Genomic DNA, 18,836 nt, shown 5'->3' with positions numbered 1-18,836 from the left:
GTCCGCGACCTCATGTTCGGCGGCGCCCGCGTCCCCACCCGCCACCACCACTGAACCACCCGGCCCTCGCCCGGTCCGCGGGAGCGGCCCCGGCGGGCGTTACCGACGGGGCTGCTCCCGCGGCGGGGCTCAGCCGCCGGAGGGCGGCTCGGCGGCCCTCTCCTCGGTGCCGGACAGCGGACGGCCGGAACCGGAGGACCGGTGCCCCGGCCGGGGGGAGGCGGTGAGGCTGCCGAGGATGGCGAGCCGGTCGCGGGTACTCGACTCCGGCTGCGGCCGGTAGATCTTGACCAGCAGGTCCGGGGACGCGCTGGGCCGCAGCGTCTCGTAGGTGAGGTCGAGGTCGCCGACCTGCGGATGCCGCAGCAGCAGCGTGCCCGACGTCTTCTCGTGCACCTCCGCCTGCTGCCAATGGCGGGTGAATTCCTTGCTGTGCACCGTGAGTTCGCCGACGAGCGACCTCAGCTCGGTGTCGCCGAGGCGATGGCTGGCGGCGGCGCGCAGCGCGGCCACGGTGGAGGCCGCGACCGTCTCCCAGTCACGGAAGAAGGTATGAGAGGTGTCGTCGATGAACAGCAGCCGGGCGAGGTTGTCCGCGTGCGGATGACCGACGTACAGGGCGGCGCCGAGCGCGTTGGCCGCGACCACGTTCATGCAGTGGTCCGTGACGATGGCCGGGTGGGCACTCCAGTCGTCCAGCAGGGCGAGCAGGTTCGGTCCGACTTCCCGGCCGGCGGGCCGGGCGAGCCTACCGGCCGCATCGGGGGAGGCGAGCGCGAAGAGGTAACGCTGGGCGTCGGGGTTGAGTTGCAGCACCCGGGCCAGCGCCTTCAGCACGCTGGTCGAGGGGTGCCGCTCCCGGCCCTGTTCCAGCCGGGCGTAGTAGTCGGCGCTGAGACCGGCGAGCGCGGCGACCTCCTCGCGGCGCAGCCCCGGCACCCGCCGGTACCCGGTTCCCTCGATGAGTCCTGCCTGCGCGGGGGTGATCCGAGCACGCCTGGCCTTGAGATACTGTCCCAGCTCATTGCGCTCCTTCATACCGTTCAGGCTAAACGCCGCATCCGCGGCCAAGGGGGACGTGTCACACCCTGGAAGTCGCCGCAACTGGGGGACACGGGGTTCGCCGGTCGCCGGATCCGCGGGTCATCCGACGGTGACGACGACCTTGCCCAGGGCCCCGCCCTGCTCCAGCCTCCGGTAGGCGGCGTGCGCGTCCGGGAACTCGACGGTGGTGTCCAGCACGGGTTCGATACGGGGCTGCGCCACCGCGCGGACCATGTCCCGGAACGTCGCCACAGGACCGCAGTTCGTGCCCGTCAAGCGGATCGTCTTGAGATCGAGCGGCAGGCCCGGGAAACGCAGCTCGAAACCGCTGACGAATCCGACGACGCCGATCGTGCCGCCGACCGCGACCGCGGACAGGGACCGCGGGAACGTCTCGGCTCCCCGGTCTCGACGACCAGATCGGCTCAGCTTCGCGTCCGAGCAGGACGTGACGATCACCCTGGCCCCGGCGGCCTTGGCGAACTGCGGGGCGAACAGGCTCACCCCACCGGTTCCCAGCAGCAGGACCGTCGCCCCGGGGCGCACCTCACCGGCGCGCAGGACGCCCCAAGCGCTGGTCGCGGCCACCGGGAGCGTGGCCGCCTGCGCGTAGGTAGAGATGGGCAGGCACCGGTACGACGCTGCCGGCGGGAGCGAGCAGGTACTCGGCCAGGGTTCCCTGCTCCGTGACACCCCGCTGCCGAAGCGGGTTTGTCGAGGGTCATCGGGCCGCCCTTCCAGTCGGGCATGAAGTGCGGGATCACCCGTTGCGCCCGGTACGGGGGGCGTCGAGTAGTACGTTCGCAGATATGTTCCCAGGTGTCACATAACCTGGCAGACACCATTACTCACCTTTAAACTAGCAACCAAATGGAACTATGCCTCACAAGTGAGTATTAGGAGACGAATAATGTCAGTCTGGTTTGTCACTGGTGCTTCGCGAGGCCTGGGCCGCGCGATCGTGGAGGCCGCCGTCGCCGCCGGCGACCAGGTGGTGGCCGCGGTACGCGTCCCCGACTCCGTGGCCGACCTGGCCTCCGACCAGGTTCTCGTGGTTCCGCTGGACGTGCGGGAGGAGGCCCGGGCCGCCGCGGCGGTGGAGGCGGCCGTCGAGCGCTTCGGGCGTATCGACGTGCTCGTGAACAACGCGGGCTACGGCCTGCTCGGTCCCGTCGAGGAGACGAGTGATAAGGAGGCGCGCGAACTCTTCGACGCCAACTTCTTCGGCGTCCTCAACGTCACCCGACAGGTCCTCCCGGTGCTGCGGCGCCAGGGGTCCGGCCGTGTCATCAACATCAGTTCGGTGGGCGGCTTCACCGCGCTGCCGGGATCGGGCGTGTACGCCGCGACGAAGTTCGCGGTGGAGGCCGTCACCGAGGCCCTCGCGGCCGAACTCGTGGGCAGCGGCGTGACCGTGCACGTCGTGGAGCCGGGCGCGTTCCGCACCGACTTCCTGGACAAGTCGAGCATCCGCACCACGGCCGCCGAGCCGCTCGCCGCCTACGAGGCGACGGTGCACTCGGGCCGGCCCGCGTTCCTGGCGGCCAACGGTTCGCAGCCCGGCGACCCCGCCAAGGCGGCGCGGGCCATCCTGGCGCTCGCCACGACGGACCAGCCGCCGCTGCGCCTGCCGCTCGGCGCGGACAGCGTCAAGCGCGTGGAGGCGAAGCTGGAACTCGTCAAGCGGGAACTGGACGCCTGGCGCGAGCTGAGCCTGTCCACCGGGTACGACGACTGATCCGCCCGGCGCCGCCTGCCCGCCGGGCGGCGTCCTGCCCGCGCCGCGCCGCTCCCCCCGGTGCGGGCGGAGCGACGACCGCGCCCGGTGGGCTCCGAGAATGCCTCCGGACTGCGGCCGTCGACGCGCGAACGCCGCTGTCCGCGGCGAACCGGTGCGTCACCGGCACCGACCGTGGGACCGCAAGGCATCCGTGTACGACTTGCTCGAATGGGATGGGAAATGACTCTGCAGCGCTGGCGCGAGTTCACACGGTCTGAGACCGGTGGCACAGCATCGCTCACCGTGGCTGTGCTGACAGCGCTGATCTGGTCGAACACGAGCCTGGGCACCTACGAGGCCACCTGGTCCGCACGGTTGTCCGTCACTGTCGGGCCGTACGCGCTCGGACTGACGTTGCGGGAGTGGATAAACAGCGGGCTCATGGCGTTGTTCTTCTTCCTCGTCGGGCTCGACGCGCGCCGTGAGCTGGACATGGGCGAGCTGCGGGACCGGAGATGGGTGCTTCTCTGCGCGATCGGCGGCATCGGCAGCATGGCCGCACCCGCCCTGATCTACCTGTCCTTCAACGCCGGCCTGCCGAGTGCGCACGGCTGGGGCGTGGCCATGTCCACCGACACCGCCTTCGCACTGGCGGTCCTCTCCCTCGTCGGATCGCGTCTCCCGGCCTCACTGCGGGCCTTCATGCTGTCCATCTCGGTGATGGACGACGTCGTGGCGCTTGTGGTCATCGCCGTCTTCTACGGCCAGGGGTTCCGAGCCCTTCCCTTCCTGGTCGCCTCCGGAGCCGCCGCGGTCATCGTCTGTATGCGACTGGCGAATTTCCGCAGCGGCGTCGTCTGCTGCGCCGTCTCCCTGGTGATGTGGTGTGCCCTTCTCAAGGCGGGGGTCGATCCCGTCGTGACCGGTCTGACCGTGGGCCTCCTGGTGATCACCGCACCGGCGGGACGGGACGATCTGGAGCGCGCCACCGGCCTGGTCCGGAACTTCCGGGAGCAACCGACCGCGGAACTCCAGCAGACGGCGGTACGTGGGCTCGTAGCCGCGATCTCACAGAACGACCACCTTCAGAGCAAGTTCACCCCCTGGGTGAACTGTGCGATCGTCCCCCTCTTCGCGGTCGCCAACTCCGGTGTGCCACTCGGCCCCGGAACGGTCGTCGCGGCTTTCACCTCACCCATCACCTGGGGCATCGTCTGCGGGTACCTCGTCGGTAAGGTCATCGGAGTAGTCGGCTCCCTGTCCCTGGTGACGGCCCTGTCCGGCGGCCGGCTGCGGCCCAACGTCGGCTGGGGAGCGGCAACGGTGGGGGGCGCCGTATCGGGGGCCGCGTTCACCGTGTCACTGCTCATCGCCTCGAAGACGTTCACCGGAAGCGATCTCGCGTACGCACGGACAGCCATTCTGTCGACCGTCGTCGGAGCCATGGTGTCCGGTCGTATCACCACCGGAGTCATACAGCTCATGGCCCCGCGACGCCGCGCCCGGGCACTTCTGGGGCGGGCCCGGCCGCTGACCGATCTGGTCACGCCGGTGGACGCCATCCGCGATCGCATACGCGGCCCTGTCGACGCTCAGATCACCGTCGTCGAGTACGGAGATTTCGAATGCCCCCACTGCGGCCGGGCCGAACCGGACCTGCTTGACATGCTGGCGGGTGGCGACGACGTGAGATACGTGTGGCGCCATCTGCCGCTCCCGGATGTGCACCCGCATGCCCAGCAGGCGGCCGAAGCGGCCGAGGCCGCAGGTGACCAGGGCAGTTTCTGGGAGATGCACGACCTGCTCCTGCGGCACCAGGATCATCTCGCCGCGGCAGACCTGGTCGGATACGCCGAGCAGCTCGGGCTGGATGTGGAAAGGTTCCGCCAGCACATGAGAGCCCGTCGGGGACTGCGGCGCATAGAGGAGGACGTGAGCTCGGCGGAGCTGAGCGGTGCGGTGGGAACGCCCACCTTCTTCATCAATGGGCGCCGTCATTACGGATCCTTCGATTCCGACGCGCTCACCTCCGCCGTTCGACTGGCCCGGCAGCGCCTTCTCGCCCGCAAGGCCTCCAGCACCGTACGAGCCGGAAGCCCGGACGGAACCTGATCCGGAACCGACCGCCGTGGGGTTGTCCCGAAGATTCCGGATCGGGATCGTCCCAGCCCACCCTGGTGGCTGCCTGACAGTTTCGTGGCGAACGGCCTCGGAGACTGGGAATCGCTCCAAGAGAAAGGAGGCTGATCGTGAACTCGACCCGGTCGGCCACGATGACGGCGGCGGATGCGAACCCTGCACCGGACTGGGCGCCCACCGGCCGCACCGTGACGCTCCTGGCCTGCGCGGGTGTCCTCGTCGTCGGTCAGCTGTACACCGTCCTGGCCCTGTACCACTCGATGGCACGCGGTTTCGGCGTGCCGGCGTCCTCGGTGGCCTGGACCTCCACCGCGTTCGGATTCGCCTACGCGTTCGGTTTCCTCGTCGCCGGACCCTTGTCCGACCGGCTCGGCCCGCGGAAGGCGATCACGATCTGCCTGATCGCGACGGCGGCGACCACCGCCCTGGTGCCGGCGGCCACGACCCTCGCGGTCGCCGTGACGTTCCGGGCGCTCCAGGGACTGACCGCCGCCCTGTTCGCCCCGGCGGCGTACGCGTACGCCACCACGCACATACGTCCGCAGCGTCGGGCGGCGGCGCTCAGCGTGGTGGCGGCCAGCCTGCTCGCGGCGGCGGTCATCATGCAGGTGGCGGCGCAGTTGATCGGGGCAGCACTCGGTTGGCGGGCCGTGTTCCTCTTGTGCGCCCTGGCCTTCCTGGTCCTGGCGGCGTTCTCCTGGCGCATCCTGCTCCCCGCCGCTGCTCACCGCACCGTCCGGATGCGCGATGCCTTCGCGGCCATGCCCCGGCTGCTCACCACGCCGCGGCTCACGGTGCTCTACCTGGGCGCCATGACCCTGCTGGGCGGTTTCGTCGCGGTCTACGCGAGCATCGCCCTCGTCGGTCCCCGGGCGGTGACCGGTTCCCCCGGCGCACTGCTCGCGCTGCGGGCTTCCTCGCTCCCCGCCATGGTGGCGGTCCCCCTGGCAGCACCCCTGCTCGCCAGGACCAGTCCCGTCCGCCGCATAGCGGCGGCCATGACCACGGCGGCCCTCGCCGTGCTGGCCGCTGGGTTCGCCGCCGCCTCACCCGTCGGGCTGGCGGTGGCCGTGTTCGTGTTCGTCACGGCGGTCCTGGTGGCGGCTCCCGCGTACGTCGAGGCCATCGGCGCGCACGCCGGCGCCCACCGTGGCAGTGCGACGGCCCTGTACGCCTTCGCGATGTTCATCGGCGGCAGCGTCGAGAGCCAACTCGTCGGAAACTTCTCCCACCTCGGATTCTTCCCGATCGTCATCGGCGTCTCCGCCGTCCTGGGCGTGGGGGCGTTGCTCGGCTTCGTCTCCGTCCGGCGTCCATGACCCGTTGAGACAGGAATTCACGAAAGGAACCACGTCATGCGGTCAGTAACCATCGGCGGTCTGGTGGTGTCGGCGCAAGGGCTCGGTTGTATGGGCATGAGCGAGTACTACGGGCCCACCGACTGGGACGAGTCGATCGCCACGATCCATCGTGCGATCGACCTCGGCATCACCCTCTTCGACACCGCCGACCAGTACGGCAGCGGGCACAACGAGGTCCTTCTCGGCCGGGGTGTGGCCGGCCGTCGCGACAGGGTGTGTATCGCGACCAAGTTCGGGATCGACCGGAGTTCGGGCGACGCCGCCCGCACCGTCCGCGGTGACGCGCCCTATGTGAAGCGCTCCGCCGAAGCGTCCCTCACGCGCCTGGGAACCGACGTGATCGACCTGTACTACCTCCACCGCCCGCCGCAGAACGCCGAGATCGAGGAGACCGTCGGCGCCATGGCGGAACTCGTGAAGGAGGGCAAGGTGCGGTACCTCGGCCTGTCCGAGGTGGACGGCGATCTGCTGCGCCGGGCGTACGCCGTGCACCCGATCGCGGCCGTGCAGAGCGAGTACTCCCTGTGGACGCGTGACGTCGAGGCGCTCACTCCGGTGATGGCCGAACTCGGCGTGGGTCTGGTGCCCTACTCACCGTTGGGGCGAGGGTTCCTGACCGGCGCTTTCGACCCCGGCGCCGTTTCGGCGAACGATGTGCGCGCCCACAACGCCCGCTTCACGGGCAGCGATTACGAAGCCAACCAGGTCATCGCGGACACGGTACGCAAGATCGCCGCCGAGCGCGACCTGGAGCCGGCGCAAGTCGCGCTCGCCTGGGTCACCGCCCAGTCGGAGCGGCTCGCGGTGCCCGTCGTGCCCATCCCCGGCACGAAGCGCGTCCGTTGGCTGGAGCAGAACGCGGCGGCTGCCGACCTGACACTCGACGAGGACGCGCTCAGCCGCCTCCAGCCGCTTGGGGACATGGTCCACGGCAGCAGGCAGCTCACCGCCTACAGCGCCAGGAACAGCCGACCGTCGTCCTCGGCGGTCCAGCGGTCGCCGCACTCCCGCTGAGTGTGAGAACGGTGACCTGAAGGGGCGGCGGGCCGCCGACCCCGCTGCTGCGGACAGAGCCGCGGCCCGTGTCACCGCCGGCCGGGGACGTCGCGATCGCACGACCCCGTTCACCCGGTCGCCCGGCGGCGAGGGACTTCTTGTCCGCCGGCACTTCCGGGCGTCGGCCGGCGAGGTGCGGTCGGGCAGGGAGGTGAACGGCGTGCGCTCCGGGTACCGGGTGAACGCGCCCCGCACGGGGATGGCCGCGTTGTCCTCCTGATTCGTCGGGTGGACCCCGATCGCTCGTACGCACCGGGGACTTCCGTGTGTGGTGCGGCACCGGCCTTCCACCGGGCGGCGATTCGGACGGCCCGGCCACGGCCTCCGGCAAGGCGGCCCATGCTGGTGGCAGCGCGACCTACCGCCGGCCGACCTGACGGCACGTCGATCGGCAGCCGGTCGACGTGACGACACGTCAACCCGGTGACGGTGCGACCGAGAGGTTTCTCATGGCCGGCTCAGCTTCGTACGGCGATGTTCCCCCCTACGACAACGCCCCTCGCGGCGGGCCCGGTTACCAGTCGCCGTCCGGGCCGCGGTCCGTCGCGGCCGCCCGGCCGTGGGCGACCGGGGCCGCGACCGCGGTGGTCGCCGCCCTGGTCGCGGTGGTGGCGACGATGCTCGTGCGCGGGGTCCTCGGCATCGCGGTGTTCGCGCCACGGGAGGCGGGCGCCTGGGGGGACGCCACGACGGGGTACCTGGCCGCGTGGGCGGCGGCCGGTGCCGTCGTGGCCACCGGGCTGCTGCACCTGCTGCTGACCGTCGCCCGGCCGCGCGCCTTCTTCACCTGGATCGCCGGACTCGTGACCGTGGCGCTGGCCCTGCTGCCGTTCACGGCGGACCTCGCCCTCGCCGCCGAACTCGCCAGCGCCGCCGTGTTCCTGGCCGTCGGCGGCACGGTCACCGGCCTGCTCTCCGGTACGGCGTACCGCGTCGTGCCTGAACCGGAGCGGCGAAACCCGGTGACGGCGGGTGCGCCTTCCCACCGCCCGCCCATCAGACGGTGGACCAGAACTCCTCCAGCGCGGTGTTGAAGGGGACGCCGGTGTTCTGCACCGCGTGACCACCGGGCACGACCAGGCGGCGGGCGCCCAGTTGCTCGGCCAGGGCGTCGCTGATCCGCTCGAAGACCGGGCGCGCTCCCCCGCTGACGATCAGGACCGGGAAGGGCGCCGCGCGCAGTTCGCGGACCGGCACCACCGCCTCCCACGGCCAACGGGTGTCCGGCGAGAGCCGGCGGGCGGAACGGGACAGCTCTTCCGGCAGCGGCGCCGGATACCGGACGGTCGGATCGATCAGGGCGAGCAACTGGCGGAGGAAGGCGTCGGGGTCGGCGGGCGGACGGGTCACCAGCCGCCGGGCGGCCCGCTCATAGGCGTCGACGGCCTCACTGCCCCGGGCCGCCGCGCTGGCGGCGCTCTCCACCAGGGTGAGGGAGCGGACCGCCTCCGGGCGCCGGAGGGCGGCCAGCATGGCGCCGAGAGTGCCGTAGGAGTGCGCCACGACGTGGGTCGGCCGGGTCAGGAGTCCGGCCAGGAGCCGGCCGTCCGTGACGTAGTCCTCCGGGCCGTGCTCCTCGCTGCGGCCGTAGCCGGGCCGGGAGACGACCAGGAGGCGGTGGCGTGCGGCGAGGGGCTCCTGCGCCCGCCATGATCCGGGCCCGGCGAAGCCGCCGCCGTGCACCAGCAGCACCGGGTCCCCCGTGCCCCGCTCGACGACGTGCACGCCGCCGGGAGCGAAACGTTCGACGCCGGCGGGCACGGGAGCTGTCGGACCGCGGCCGACGGCGGCCGAAAGGCCGTCGAGACGGGCCGCCAGGTCGGTCAGGGTGGCTTGTTCGAGGAACCATTCCACGGGGGCGTCCACGCCCAGATCCGCGCAGAGCAGATCGCGCAGCTCCACACCGAGCAGCGAGTCCAGGCCCAGGTCGGTCAGCGGCGTCTCCACGTCGACCGGCGCGGAGGCACGCCGCCCGTCCGCGACGTCGACGGTGTCGGCGCCGAGCACCTGGGCCGTACGGCGTACCGCCAGGGCCAGTACGCCGCCGGCCTCCCGAGCCCGTGACCACGGCTCATCCGCGGGACCGGGGCCGACGGCTTCCGGGACGCCTGCGCCCGCTTCGGCGCGGAGGGTCGTGTCCGCACGGCGTCGGGGGCTCGCCTCCGGCCAGGGGCCCGCGTCGGACGAGGGGACTGTACCGGGCCGCGGACCGGACCCGGGCCGGGGTTCGGCGTCGGGCCGGAGTCCAGCGCCAGGTGACGGAGCGGCGGGACGGAGTCCGGTGTCACGCGACGGAGCGGTGGCAACCCGGGAACCGGCGCCACACGACGCGGTGGCGGAGTGCCTGGATCGGGCGGGTGGTGCGGAGTCCGCGAGGGACGCCGGGAGCGCGTAGGGCACGGGGGTCGTACGAGACACCCGGCCTGCCGGGGACGCGGAGTCCGCATGGGGTGCCGGGCCCGCCTGGACTCCGGGGCCGGCGGGCCGGTGTGAGGTATCGAGTGCGCGCAGGAGGGTGTCGCGGCCCGCGGCCCGCATCCGCACCCCGCGCAGTTCCGCCACCCGTCGGCCGTCGTCGAGGAGTTGGACATCGGCGGTGATCACGCCGCTGGACCGCGCGGTCGGCCGTACGGAGAAATGGCACAGCAACGGACCGCCGTCGTGGCCGTGGAAGGCGTACTCCTCCAGCGACACCAGCAGGTACACACGGTCGGCGGGGGCGTCCGGGCCCTCGCAGGCGAAGACGAGCTGGAGCGCGGAGTCGACCACGCCCGGATGCAGCGCGCAGCCGTCGGCCTCCTCCTCCGCGTCCGCGGCCCGCAGCACGGCGAGCGCCTCTCCGTCGCGCCGCGCGACACTGGTCAGCCAGCACGCCGACGGACCCAGGTGCAGGCCGCGCCGCCACAGGGCGCGGTAGTACGCGCGACCCGTCAGTGTCGTCGCGCACCGGCGCCTGATGGTGTCGAGGTCCGCCGCGCTCAGCCGGGCCGGGGGCCCGGAGCCGGGGAGCACCGTGCCGCGAGCGTGGGTGCGCCACGCCTCGTCCGGCGCGACACGGCCCTGGTGGGTGAAGTCCGTCCCGGCGCCGGTGGCCCGGGTGAGCGTCACGCGTGTGTGGACGCCGCCGTCCTGCGGCAGGAGCATGGCGTGCGGCAGGGTCAGACCCGTGAGACGTACGTGCGTGGTGCCGTACAGCTCCCGCGCGGCGCGTACGGCCGCCTCGATGTGGAAGCCGGCGTTGACCACGGCCGTACCGCCGCTGACACAGTCGCCGAGACCGGTGTGACCGTCGGCGGTGAGCAGCCGTTCATGCGGGGGACCAGCCGGCGGGACGGTTCGTTGCGAGGCGGGGGCGGGGGGTTCGGCGGGCTGGTCCGCGGAGTCCCGGGCCACCGGTGGGTCGGCCGGGCGGGCGGTGGGAGCCGGGGCGGACGAAGGGGCGGAGTGCCCGGAGGCGGACGACGGGCCGGCCGTCGGGGTGGTGTGTCCCGGGCCGGCCGGCCGGGCGGTGCGGGGAGCGGGCGGCGGTTCGGGGGTCCGCGGGCGCGTCGGGTACCAGTGGCGGTGACGGGTGAAGGGGTAGGGCGGGAGCGGCGCCCGGGCCCCGGCCATGCCCGCGTACACCTGTTCCCAGTCGAGCTCCGCCCCCAGGACGTAGAGCTCGGCGAGCGCGGGCAGGAGACCTGTGGGGTCGTCGGGGACGGGACACGGGGCCACGACGTGGCGGGGCGGGGCGGCCGGGGGCTCGTCGGCGGGAACGGGTCCCTGGGCGCCCACGTGCAGGTACAGGGCGCAGTCCAGAGCGTCCGGGCGGGGATGCGCGGCGGCGGGTTCCCCGCCCGGCCCGGCGGCGCGGTCGAGCATGTCGCGCACGGCCTGCCCGTTCCCCGCGACGAGTTCGCCGCTCTCCGCGCAGACCAGCGGCAGCCGGGGCGCCTCGCACGCGGCGTCCGCGGCCGGGTCGGCGATCAGCGCGAGGGCGTCCGCCAGGCAGACCGCGCCGGTCGCGACGGCGGCGACGTGGCTGCCGATGCCGCCACCGAGCACGGCGGCGGGACGTACGCCCCAGCGTTGCCACAGCCGGACCAGCCCGTACCGCACGGCGAACTCCGCGGCCCGTTCCCCGGTTCCACGGGCGACCGGGTCCGCGGCTCCGGTCCGCGCGAAGAGGACGTCCGACAGGCCGGGGCCGTGCGGGAACCGCTCGGCGAACAGGGTGTCGCACCGGTCGACATCGGCGCGGAACGCGGGATCGGCACCGTACAGCGCTCTGGCCGCCGCGGGGGACACGGCGCCCCGCCCGGTGAGCACCAGACCGATGCGCGGCGGGCGGGCGGGCGCACGGCCGACGCGCACCCCCGGGACCGGCCGGCCGTCGAGGTACGCCGTGAGGCGGGCACGGTACTCCTCGGGTGTCGCGGCCGTCACGGCGAGCCGGTGCCGGAAGTGCGTGCGGCCGGTGGCCGCGGTGCGGGCGAGGTCCGCGAGCGGGGCCGGCGCCGCCGCGCGATGGGCTTCGGCCAGCGCCCGCAGTGCCACCTCGTCGCGGGCGGACAGCACGATCAGCTGCTCACGTCGCGCCGGCCGTACGGCGGCCGGCTCCGGCTCCCGCTCCGGTGTGCGCGGGGCTTCCTCCAGGACGACGTGCACGTTGGTGCCGCTGGCGCCGAAGGAACTGACACCGGCGAGGCGGGGCCGCTCACCGCGTGACCACGGCCGCACGGCGGTCGGCAGGAGCAGCGGCAGCGCGTCGATGCCGATGGCCGGATTGACGGTGCGCAGATGGGCTATGGGGGCGATGCGCCCGGTGCGCAGGGTCTCGATGGCGTGGACGAGCCCGGCCAGCCCGGCCGCCGCCTCCAGGTGGCCCACGTTGCCCTTGATCGCGCCGAGGACCGCCGGGCTGCCGGTGGGGCGGCCCTCGGCGAGCACCTCGCCCAGGGACCGCAGCTCGATGGGGTCGCCCAGCGCGGTGCCGGTGCCGTGGGTCTCGACGTAGCCGATGTCGGCGGGGCGGACCCCGGCGTCGGCGAGCGCCTGGCGGACGACCGCACGCTGCGCGCCGCCGTTGGGCACGGTGACACCGCTGCTGGCGCCGTCGTGCCGGACCGCCGAGCCGCGGATCACGGCCAGGACCGGGTCACCGTCCGCGAGGGCGTCCGCCAGGGGGCGCAGCACCACCGCGACGCAGCCCTCCGCGCGGGCGTAGCCGTTCGCGGCGGCGTCGAACGGCTTGCACCGGCCGTCGGGGGACAGCATCCCGGCCCGGGACAGGACGACGAACGGTTCCGGGGCGAGCAGCGCGTTCACCCCGCCGACCAGCGCGGTCTCGCACTCGCCCGCCCGCAGGCTCCGGCAGGCCAGGTGCAGCGCGGTCAGGGAGGAGGAGCAGGCGGTGTCCACGGACAGGCTCGGCCCGTTCAGGCCCAGCCGGTGCGACAGCCGGCCCGTGGCGAAGGTGGAGGCGGCGCCGGTGAGGACGTAGCCGTCCAGGTCCTCGGGCGGCACGTGCTGGAAGGTGTTCTGGGTGTAGTCGGCACCGGTGATGCCGAGGAACACCCCGGTGCGGGCCCCGGCCAGCCGGTCCGCTGTCAGGCCGGCCGTCTCCAGCGCGTGCCAGCCGACTTCCAGGAACATCCGCTGCTGCGGGTCCATGAACGCCGCCTCGCGCGGCGCTATGCCGAAGAACGCGGCGTCGAAGGTGTCGATGTCCGGCAGGAGTCCGGCGCGCCTGGCGGTGATGGTGCCCGGGGCGCCGGGCGCGGCGGCGTGGAACCGCTCGGCGTCCCAGCGCCCGTCCGGGAGTTCGCGCAGGGCGTCCCCGCCCTCGAGCGCCAGTCGGTGCAGCGCCTCGGGACTGTCGGCGCCCGGCAGCCGGCAGGCCATGCCGATGACGGCGACGGGGACGGAGCCACCGGGGCGGGCGGCGGGTGGGGCCGTCGGCCCGGTGACGGGGGAGGTCGTGCCGGGGGCCGCCGTCCTGGCGCGGGTGGTCGCGCCGGCCCGGGTGGCGGACGGTCGCGTGGGGGGTGGGGGCGCGGGGGTTCGCGCGGTGGGGCGGGCGGCGGTGGGTGGGGGGAGGGAGGGGCCTGCGGCCGGGACGGAAACCGTGGGCTCCGCCGAGCCGACAGGGGCGGCGGAAGCCGGGGGCGCCGACTCGCCGGGCGGCGCGGCGGCTCGCACGGGTGGGGCAGCGGGCGTGCCCGCCACCCGGTCCGCCAGGTGGCGGGCCAGGTCGGCGGGGGTGGGGTGGTCGAAGCAGGCGGTGGGGCCCACCGACAGGCGCAGCCGGTCGCCGAGCAGCTCGCACAGCGAGGTGGCCGCGAGGGAGTCCATCCCCTGCGCGAAGAAGCCCTGGCCGGGGTCCACGGCGTCCTCGTCCACCCCGAGCAGGCTCGCTGTACGGCTCAGGACGACGGACAGCAGGGAGTCGTACGTGACGGCGGTGTCCGCCGCGACGGCCTCCGGGGCAGCGGGCTCCGCCACGACGGTCTCCGCGGCCGTGGTGCACGGCGTGCTCACGGCTTCCCGCCCCGGAGCCGGAACGGCCTGGGCCGACGGCACCCTCTCGGGCTCGGCCGCGGAACCCGCCCGGGCCCCCGCCGGCGCACCGCCCGTACGGAACTCGGGTGTCTGCTCCGCCGTCCACAAGCGCGTGCGCTGGAAGGCGTAGGTGGGCAGTTCGGCCGGTGGCCCGGGGATCGCCCGCGCCGGCCAGGAGACGGGGACCCCGGCGACCCACGCACGCGCCAGGACGTCCGCGAGGGTCGCCTGGCCGGGCGTGACGGGCACGGACAGCACCTGGGCCGACGCTCCCGCTGCCAGGGCCGCCTCGCGGACCAGGTCCGGCAGGTTCGTCTCACCGCCCGCGAAGCACACGGCCACGTGGTGCCCGGGACTCGCGAACGCCGTCCGCACCGCTGCGCCGTCCCGCCCGAGCCGCAGCAGCCGCTCGGGCACCATGCCGTACGCGCGCCAAGCGCTCGGCCCGCCGTCCGGGACCTCGGGGGCCAGGACGCCCAGGAGTACGGCCTCATGCCGGGGCACGCCCTCCACGGCCCACGCGCACCGCCTGCCCTGCGCCACCGCCAGCAGACCGTCGAGGAGCTGGGCCCGGGTGCCGGCGGTGACGACCGCACGGTGCCGGAAGGCTGAACGCCGGGCCAGGGAGCGGGCCACCTCGGCGGCGGTGAGACCGGGGCGCTCGGACAGCCAGGCGTGCAGGCGGCGGGCATTGGCGCGCAGCGCCGCGTCCGTATGGCCGGACAGCGGCCAGGCGACCGGCCCGGCCGGTACCGCATCCGGCGACGGAACACCACCGGCCCCGGACGACACCGGCGCGCCCGCCGGGGAAACACCACCGGCCCCGGACGGCCCCTGGGAACCCATCGGCCCCCCGGTCCCACCGGATGCCGGCAGTCCCCCCGGCGGGAAACCACCCGGCTCGACGGAGCCACCCGGCCCTGCGGACGCGGGCAGCCCAGCCGCGCCCGCGGCCCCCGCTGCCGCCGACGGAAAACCACCATCCGTCGCCAGGGCGGCCGGGAAAGCCGACGGCGCGGGTGCGTCCCGGGGCAGTGGCGCCGACCGGCCCTCAAGGACGACGTGGGCGTTGGTGCCGCTCATCCCGAAGGCGGACACCGCCGCCAGGCGTGGGCCCCGGCCGGTCCACTCACGGGCCTCGGTGAGCAGGCGGAGCCGTCCCGCGCCCCAGTCGACCCGGCTCGTGGGCCGTGCGGCGTGCAGGGTCGCCGGGAGGCGGCCGTGGCGCATCGCCATGACGGTCTTGATGACACCGCCGACACCCGCCGCCGCCATGGTGTGACCGACGTTGGACTTGAGCGACCCCAGCCAGGCCGGGCTCTCCCGGTCGGTGCCGTAGGTGGCCAGCAGGGCCTCGGCCTCCACCGGATCGCCCAGCCGGGTCCCGGTGCCGTGTGCCTCGATCAGGTCCACCTCCGCGGCGCGGACGCCGGCGGCGGCCAGTGCGTCGCGTATCACGGCCTGCTGCGCCGCGCCGTTGGGAGCCGACAGACCGTTGCCGGCACCGTCCTGGTTGACGGCGCTGCCGCGCACCACCGCGAGCACCGGGTGCCCGGCGGCGCGCGCGTCCGCCAGGCGTTCCAGGACCAGCACTCCCGCGCCCTCCGCCCACCCCGTGCCGTCGGCCTGTTCACCGAAGGCCTTGCACCGGCCGTCCGCGGCGAGACCGCCCAGGGCGTGGAACTCGATGAAGGCCTCGGGCGTCGCCAGTACGGTGGCGCCGCCGGCCAGGGCGAGCGTGCTCTCGCCCGAGCGGAGCGACTGGCAGGCCAGATGCAGGGCGACCAACGAGGACGAGCAGGCGGTGTCCACCGTGACCGCCGGGCCGTGGAGTCCCAGGTGGTAGGCGATCCGGCCGGAGGCGACGCTCGGCGCGGTGCCCAGGGCCCGGTGGCCGGCGGCGCCGGGGTCACACGGCCGGTAGTCCTGGAGGGCGATGCCGACGAAGACCCCGGTCCGGGAGCCACGCAGCGCCAGCGGGTCGAATCCGGCCCGCTCCAGGGCCTCCCACGAGACCTCCAGCAGCAGCCGGTGCTGCGGGTCCATCGCCGTGGCGTGCTGGGGGGAGATGCGGAAGAAGGAGGGGTCGAACGCTGCGACGTCGTCCAGGAAACCACCGCGCGCGGCACCGTCCGGCAGCCCGCTCACCAACCAACCCCGGTCCTCGGGGAAACCGGTGATCACGTCCCGTTCCCCGGCGACCACCTGCCACAGGTCCTCCGGGCCGGTGACACCGCCCGGATAGCGGCAGCCCATGCCGACGATCGCGATGGCGTCGTGGTCCGGGGCGCGGCGGGCATCGCCCGGCACGGGGCGGGGTGCTGGGGCGGATCCGGGGTGTCCGGCCGGTACCGGTGTCCGGCGCGCGAGCAGGTCGCCGAGGCGGGCGGCGAGGGCACGGGGGGTCGGGTGCGCGAAGAGCAGCCCGGTGGGCAGGGACAGGCCGGTGGCCTCGCGCAGCCGCTCGTGCAGCTCCGTCAGCCCCAGCGAGGTCAGTCCGAGGTCGCGGAACGCGGTGTCGGCGTCGACGAGCCGCCAGTCCTCGTGGCCCGCCACGGCCGCCACCGAGCTCTTCACCAGAACGTCCAGCCGCTCCGGCGCGCACCACTGCGGGGTCGCGGCCGGAGCACGGCCGGTGGTGGCCGTGGCCGCATCCGCTGTCACCCGGGCGTCCTGGACCACCCCCACGTCCATGGCCGCTCCCCCGTTTCCGGTCACCGCGCCGTCACCGGCCGCCCGTGCGCTCTCGGCCGCCACCGGCGTCTCGGTCTCCGCCGCGCTGCCGGGCTCGGGCACCGACACGTCCTTCGCCACCACACCGTCGTCAGCCGCCACACTCCGCACCGTGGCCGGGCCCTGGACGGGCGCCTCACCACCAGCGGCCGCGGCATCCGTCCGGGCAGCCCCACTCCCCACAGACCCCTCAAGCGCCGTACCGTCCCCGGCCCCCACACCGCCGGCCGGTGCCACGTCGTCAGTCACCGCCCCCGAGGCCGTCACCGCCGCGGCCACGGGGCCCACCGCCACGTCGTCGGCCCGCGTCACGACTCCGGCCGACGACGTGCGGGAACGCGGGGCCGGTGCGGCGGTGAGGGGCCACCAGTGGCGACGGGGGCGGAGGGGGTGCGTGGGCAGCGGCACCGTGCGGGGCGGCGCCGAGCCGAAGAAGGCGCTCCAGTCGACGTCGGCCCCTGCCTGGAAGCGCGCGGCCAGCTCACGGGCCTCCGCCAGGCCGGGGGCCCCGCCGACCTCCGAACCCGGCGCTCCGCCGACCTTCGACCCCTGGTACCCCGGTTCGCCGTCGGCGAGCCGGGCGAGCCCTTCCAGCAGGTCGTCCCGGGTCGCCGCCACCACGGCGGCGCGGTGCGGAAAGGGCGTGCGGCCGACGGCCAGCGTGCGGGCGACGGCCTCCGGCGACAGGTCCGGACGGTTCGCCAGATGAGCGAGCAGCGACGCCGCCTGCTCGGGCAGCGCTTCGGCCGTCCGCGTCGACAACGGGAACACGAGCGGCCGGCCGGCGCCGGACCCGGCGGACACACCCCCGGCGGCCGCCGGTCCGGTGGCGGGAGGCTCTTCGAGGATCACGTGGGCGTTGGTGCCGCTGAGCCCGAACGCGGACACGGCGGCGCGACGCGGCCGGCCGGGCCGCGGCCAGGCACGGGCCTCGGCGAGGATCCGGACCGCTCCCCGCGACCACCGAACGGCAGCGGTGGGCTCCTCCGCGTGGAGACTGCGCGGCATTCGCCCCGCCGCCATGGCCGTCACCGCCTTGATGACGCCGGTCACGCCGGCGGCGGCCTGGGTATGACCGACGTTGCCCTTGACCGAGCCGATCCAGAGCGGCTGGTCGTCCGCGCGGTCCTGACCGTAGGTGTCGATGAGCGCGTCGGCCTCCACGGGGTCGCCGAGCGGGGTTCCGGTGCCGTGTGCCTCGACCAGGTCCACGTCGGCGCCCGTGAGTCCGGCCCGGGTCAGGGCGGTGCGGATCAGGGCGCGCTGTGACGCGCCGTTCGGGGCGGTCAGCCCGTTGCTGGCGCCGTCGGAGTTGACGGCCGAGCCGCGTACGACGGCGAGCACGGGCAGGCCCAGGCGTTCGGCCGTGGACAGCCGAGCCAGCAACAGCATCCCCGCGCCCTCGCCCAGCACGGTCCCGTCGGCATCGGCACCGAACGCCTTGCAGCGCCCGTCCGCCGCCAGCGCGCCCTGCACGCCGAACTCCACGAGGGTCTGCGGGGTCGCCATGACGGTCGCGCCACCCGCCAGTGCCAGCTCGCACTCCCCCGACCGCAGGGACTGGACGGCCAGGTGAACGGCGACCAGGGAGGACGAGCAGGCCGTGTCCACGGTGATCGCCGGACCGTGCAACCCGAGGAGGTAGGCGATGCGGCCGGACACCAGGCTGGTGCCGGTCCCGGTGAGGACGTAGCCCTCGTATCCGTCGGGCACCCGGCCGAATCCGGGGTGGTAGTCGGAGGCCAGGACGCCGGTGAAGACACCGACCGGGCGTCCCGGCAGCGTGCCGGGCACGACCCCGGCGCGTTCCACGGCCTCCCAGGCCGTCGTCAGCAGGAGCCGCTGTTGCGGGTCCATCGCCGCGGCCTCGCGGGGGGTGATGCCGAAGAAGGCGGCGTCGAAGTCGGCGGCGTCCGCGAGGAATCCGCCGCGCCGGGTGCGCAAGGCCCGCTCGGGCCCGGTGCGGGACCCGGGCGGGGCGTCGAGGTCCCAGCCGCGGTCCTCGGGCAACGGACCGACGGCGCTCCCCCCGGTGGCGACCAGTTCCCACAGGTCTTCGGGAGTCCGCACGCCGCCCGGCAGCCGGCACGCCATGGAGACGACCGCCACCGGTTCGTCCAGTCGGTCCCTCAGCTCGGCGTACCGGCGGGCGAGTCGTCGGTTGTCACGCACCGACTTCCGCAACGCCGCCACGAGTCGCTCGTGGCCGACCTCTTCCTGGCCCGCCGTCATACCCCGAC

At 74.2% G+C, this 18,836-nt stretch carries 8 protein-coding genes; 5 read left to right on the top strand and 3 right to left on the bottom strand.

Going from position 1 to position 18,836, the window contains the following annotated elements:
• Positions 1 to 129: 129 nt before the first annotated feature.
• Both IE294_RS40195 and IE294_RS40190 read right to left on the bottom strand, forming a co-directional pair.
• On the bottom strand, positions 130 to 1,038 hold the full coding sequence (locus tag IE294_RS40195; RefSeq protein ID WP_189894336.1) for a helix-turn-helix domain-containing protein: 909 nt from the start codon (positions 1,036 to 1,038) through the stop codon (positions 130 to 132).
• 105 nt (positions 1,039 to 1,143) lie between these two features.
• Positions 1,144 to 1,632 (bottom strand): zinc-binding dehydrogenase, encoded by a 489-nt coding sequence (locus IE294_RS40190; protein WP_189894335.1) that lies wholly within the window; start codon positions 1,630 to 1,632, stop codon positions 1,144 to 1,146.
• Positions 1,633 to 1,954: 322 nt separating this feature from the next.
• Here IE294_RS40190 and IE294_RS40185 point away from each other — a divergent pair, with 322 nt between their 5' ends.
• From IE294_RS40185 to IE294_RS40165, 5 genes are all read left to right on the top strand, one after another.
• Complete coding sequence (locus IE294_RS40185) at positions 1,955 to 2,782, top strand: oxidoreductase (RefSeq protein WP_189894334.1); 828 nt, start codon at positions 1,955 to 1,957, stop codon at positions 2,780 to 2,782.
• Positions 2,783 to 2,992: 210 nt separating this feature from the next.
• Positions 2,993 to 4,876, top strand: a complete 1,884-nt coding sequence (locus tag IE294_RS40180; RefSeq protein ID WP_189894333.1) for a Na+/H+ antiporter NhaA — start codon at positions 2,993 to 2,995, stop codon at positions 4,874 to 4,876.
• A 137-nt stretch (positions 4,877 to 5,013) separates the two neighbouring features.
• A complete protein-coding gene (locus tag IE294_RS40175; protein WP_229917834.1) occupies positions 5,014 to 6,222 on the top strand; it encodes an MFS transporter in 1,209 nt (402 codons plus the stop codon).
• A 36-nt stretch (positions 6,223 to 6,258) separates the two neighbouring features.
• Positions 6,259 to 7,278 carry an aldo/keto reductase gene (locus IE294_RS40170; protein WP_189894332.1) on the top strand — a complete coding sequence of 340 codons (1,020 nt, stop codon included), beginning with the start codon at positions 6,259 to 6,261 and terminating at the stop codon, positions 7,276 to 7,278.
• A 491-nt stretch (positions 7,279 to 7,769) separates the two neighbouring features.
• Positions 7,770 to 8,354, top strand: a complete 585-nt coding sequence (locus IE294_RS40165) for a DUF6069 family protein (RefSeq protein WP_229917833.1) — start codon at positions 7,770 to 7,772, stop codon at positions 8,352 to 8,354.
• Here IE294_RS40165 and IE294_RS48265 read toward each other — a convergent pair.
• Positions 8,317 to 18,828, bottom strand: coding sequence for a type I polyketide synthase (locus IE294_RS48265; protein WP_229917831.1), 10,512 nt, complete (start codon positions 18,826 to 18,828; stop codon positions 8,317 to 8,319). The genes IE294_RS40165 and IE294_RS48265 overlap by 38 nt on opposite strands.
• Between the last annotated feature and the right edge of the window lie 8 nt (positions 18,829 to 18,836).

Origin of the sequence: Streptomyces canarius (assembly GCF_014650735.1) — a bacterium.
GTDB classification, from domain to species: Bacteria; Actinomycetota; Actinomycetes; order Streptomycetales; family Streptomycetaceae; genus Streptomyces; species Streptomyces olivaceoviridis.
The sequence above is the reverse complement of the archived record's forward strand: the minus strand, read 5'-3'. Positions and strand labels throughout refer to the sequence as shown.

Bases quoted from the DNA above. Each gene is read 5' to 3' on its own strand.
- IE294_RS40195 (WP_189894336.1), bottom strand. From the start codon at position 1,038: ATGAAGGAGCGCAATGAGCTGGGACAGTATCTCAAGGCCAGGCGTGCT.
- IE294_RS40185 (WP_189894334.1), top strand. From the start codon at position 1,955: ATGTCAGTCTGGTTTGTCACTGGTGCTTCGCGAGGCCTGGGCCGCGCG.
- IE294_RS40180 (WP_189894333.1), top strand. From the start codon at position 2,993: ATGGGATGGGAAATGACTCTGCAGCGCTGGCGCGAGTTCACACGGTCT.
- IE294_RS40170 (WP_189894332.1), top strand. From the start codon at position 6,259: ATGCGGTCAGTAACCATCGGCGGTCTGGTGGTGTCGGCGCAAGGGCTC.
- IE294_RS40165 (WP_229917833.1), top strand. From the start codon at position 7,770: ATGGCCGGCTCAGCTTCGTACGGCGATGTTCCCCCCTACGACAACGCC.
- IE294_RS48265 (WP_229917831.1), bottom strand. From the start codon at position 18,828: ATGACGGCGGGCCAGGAAGAGGTCGGCCACGAGCGACTCGTGGCGGCG.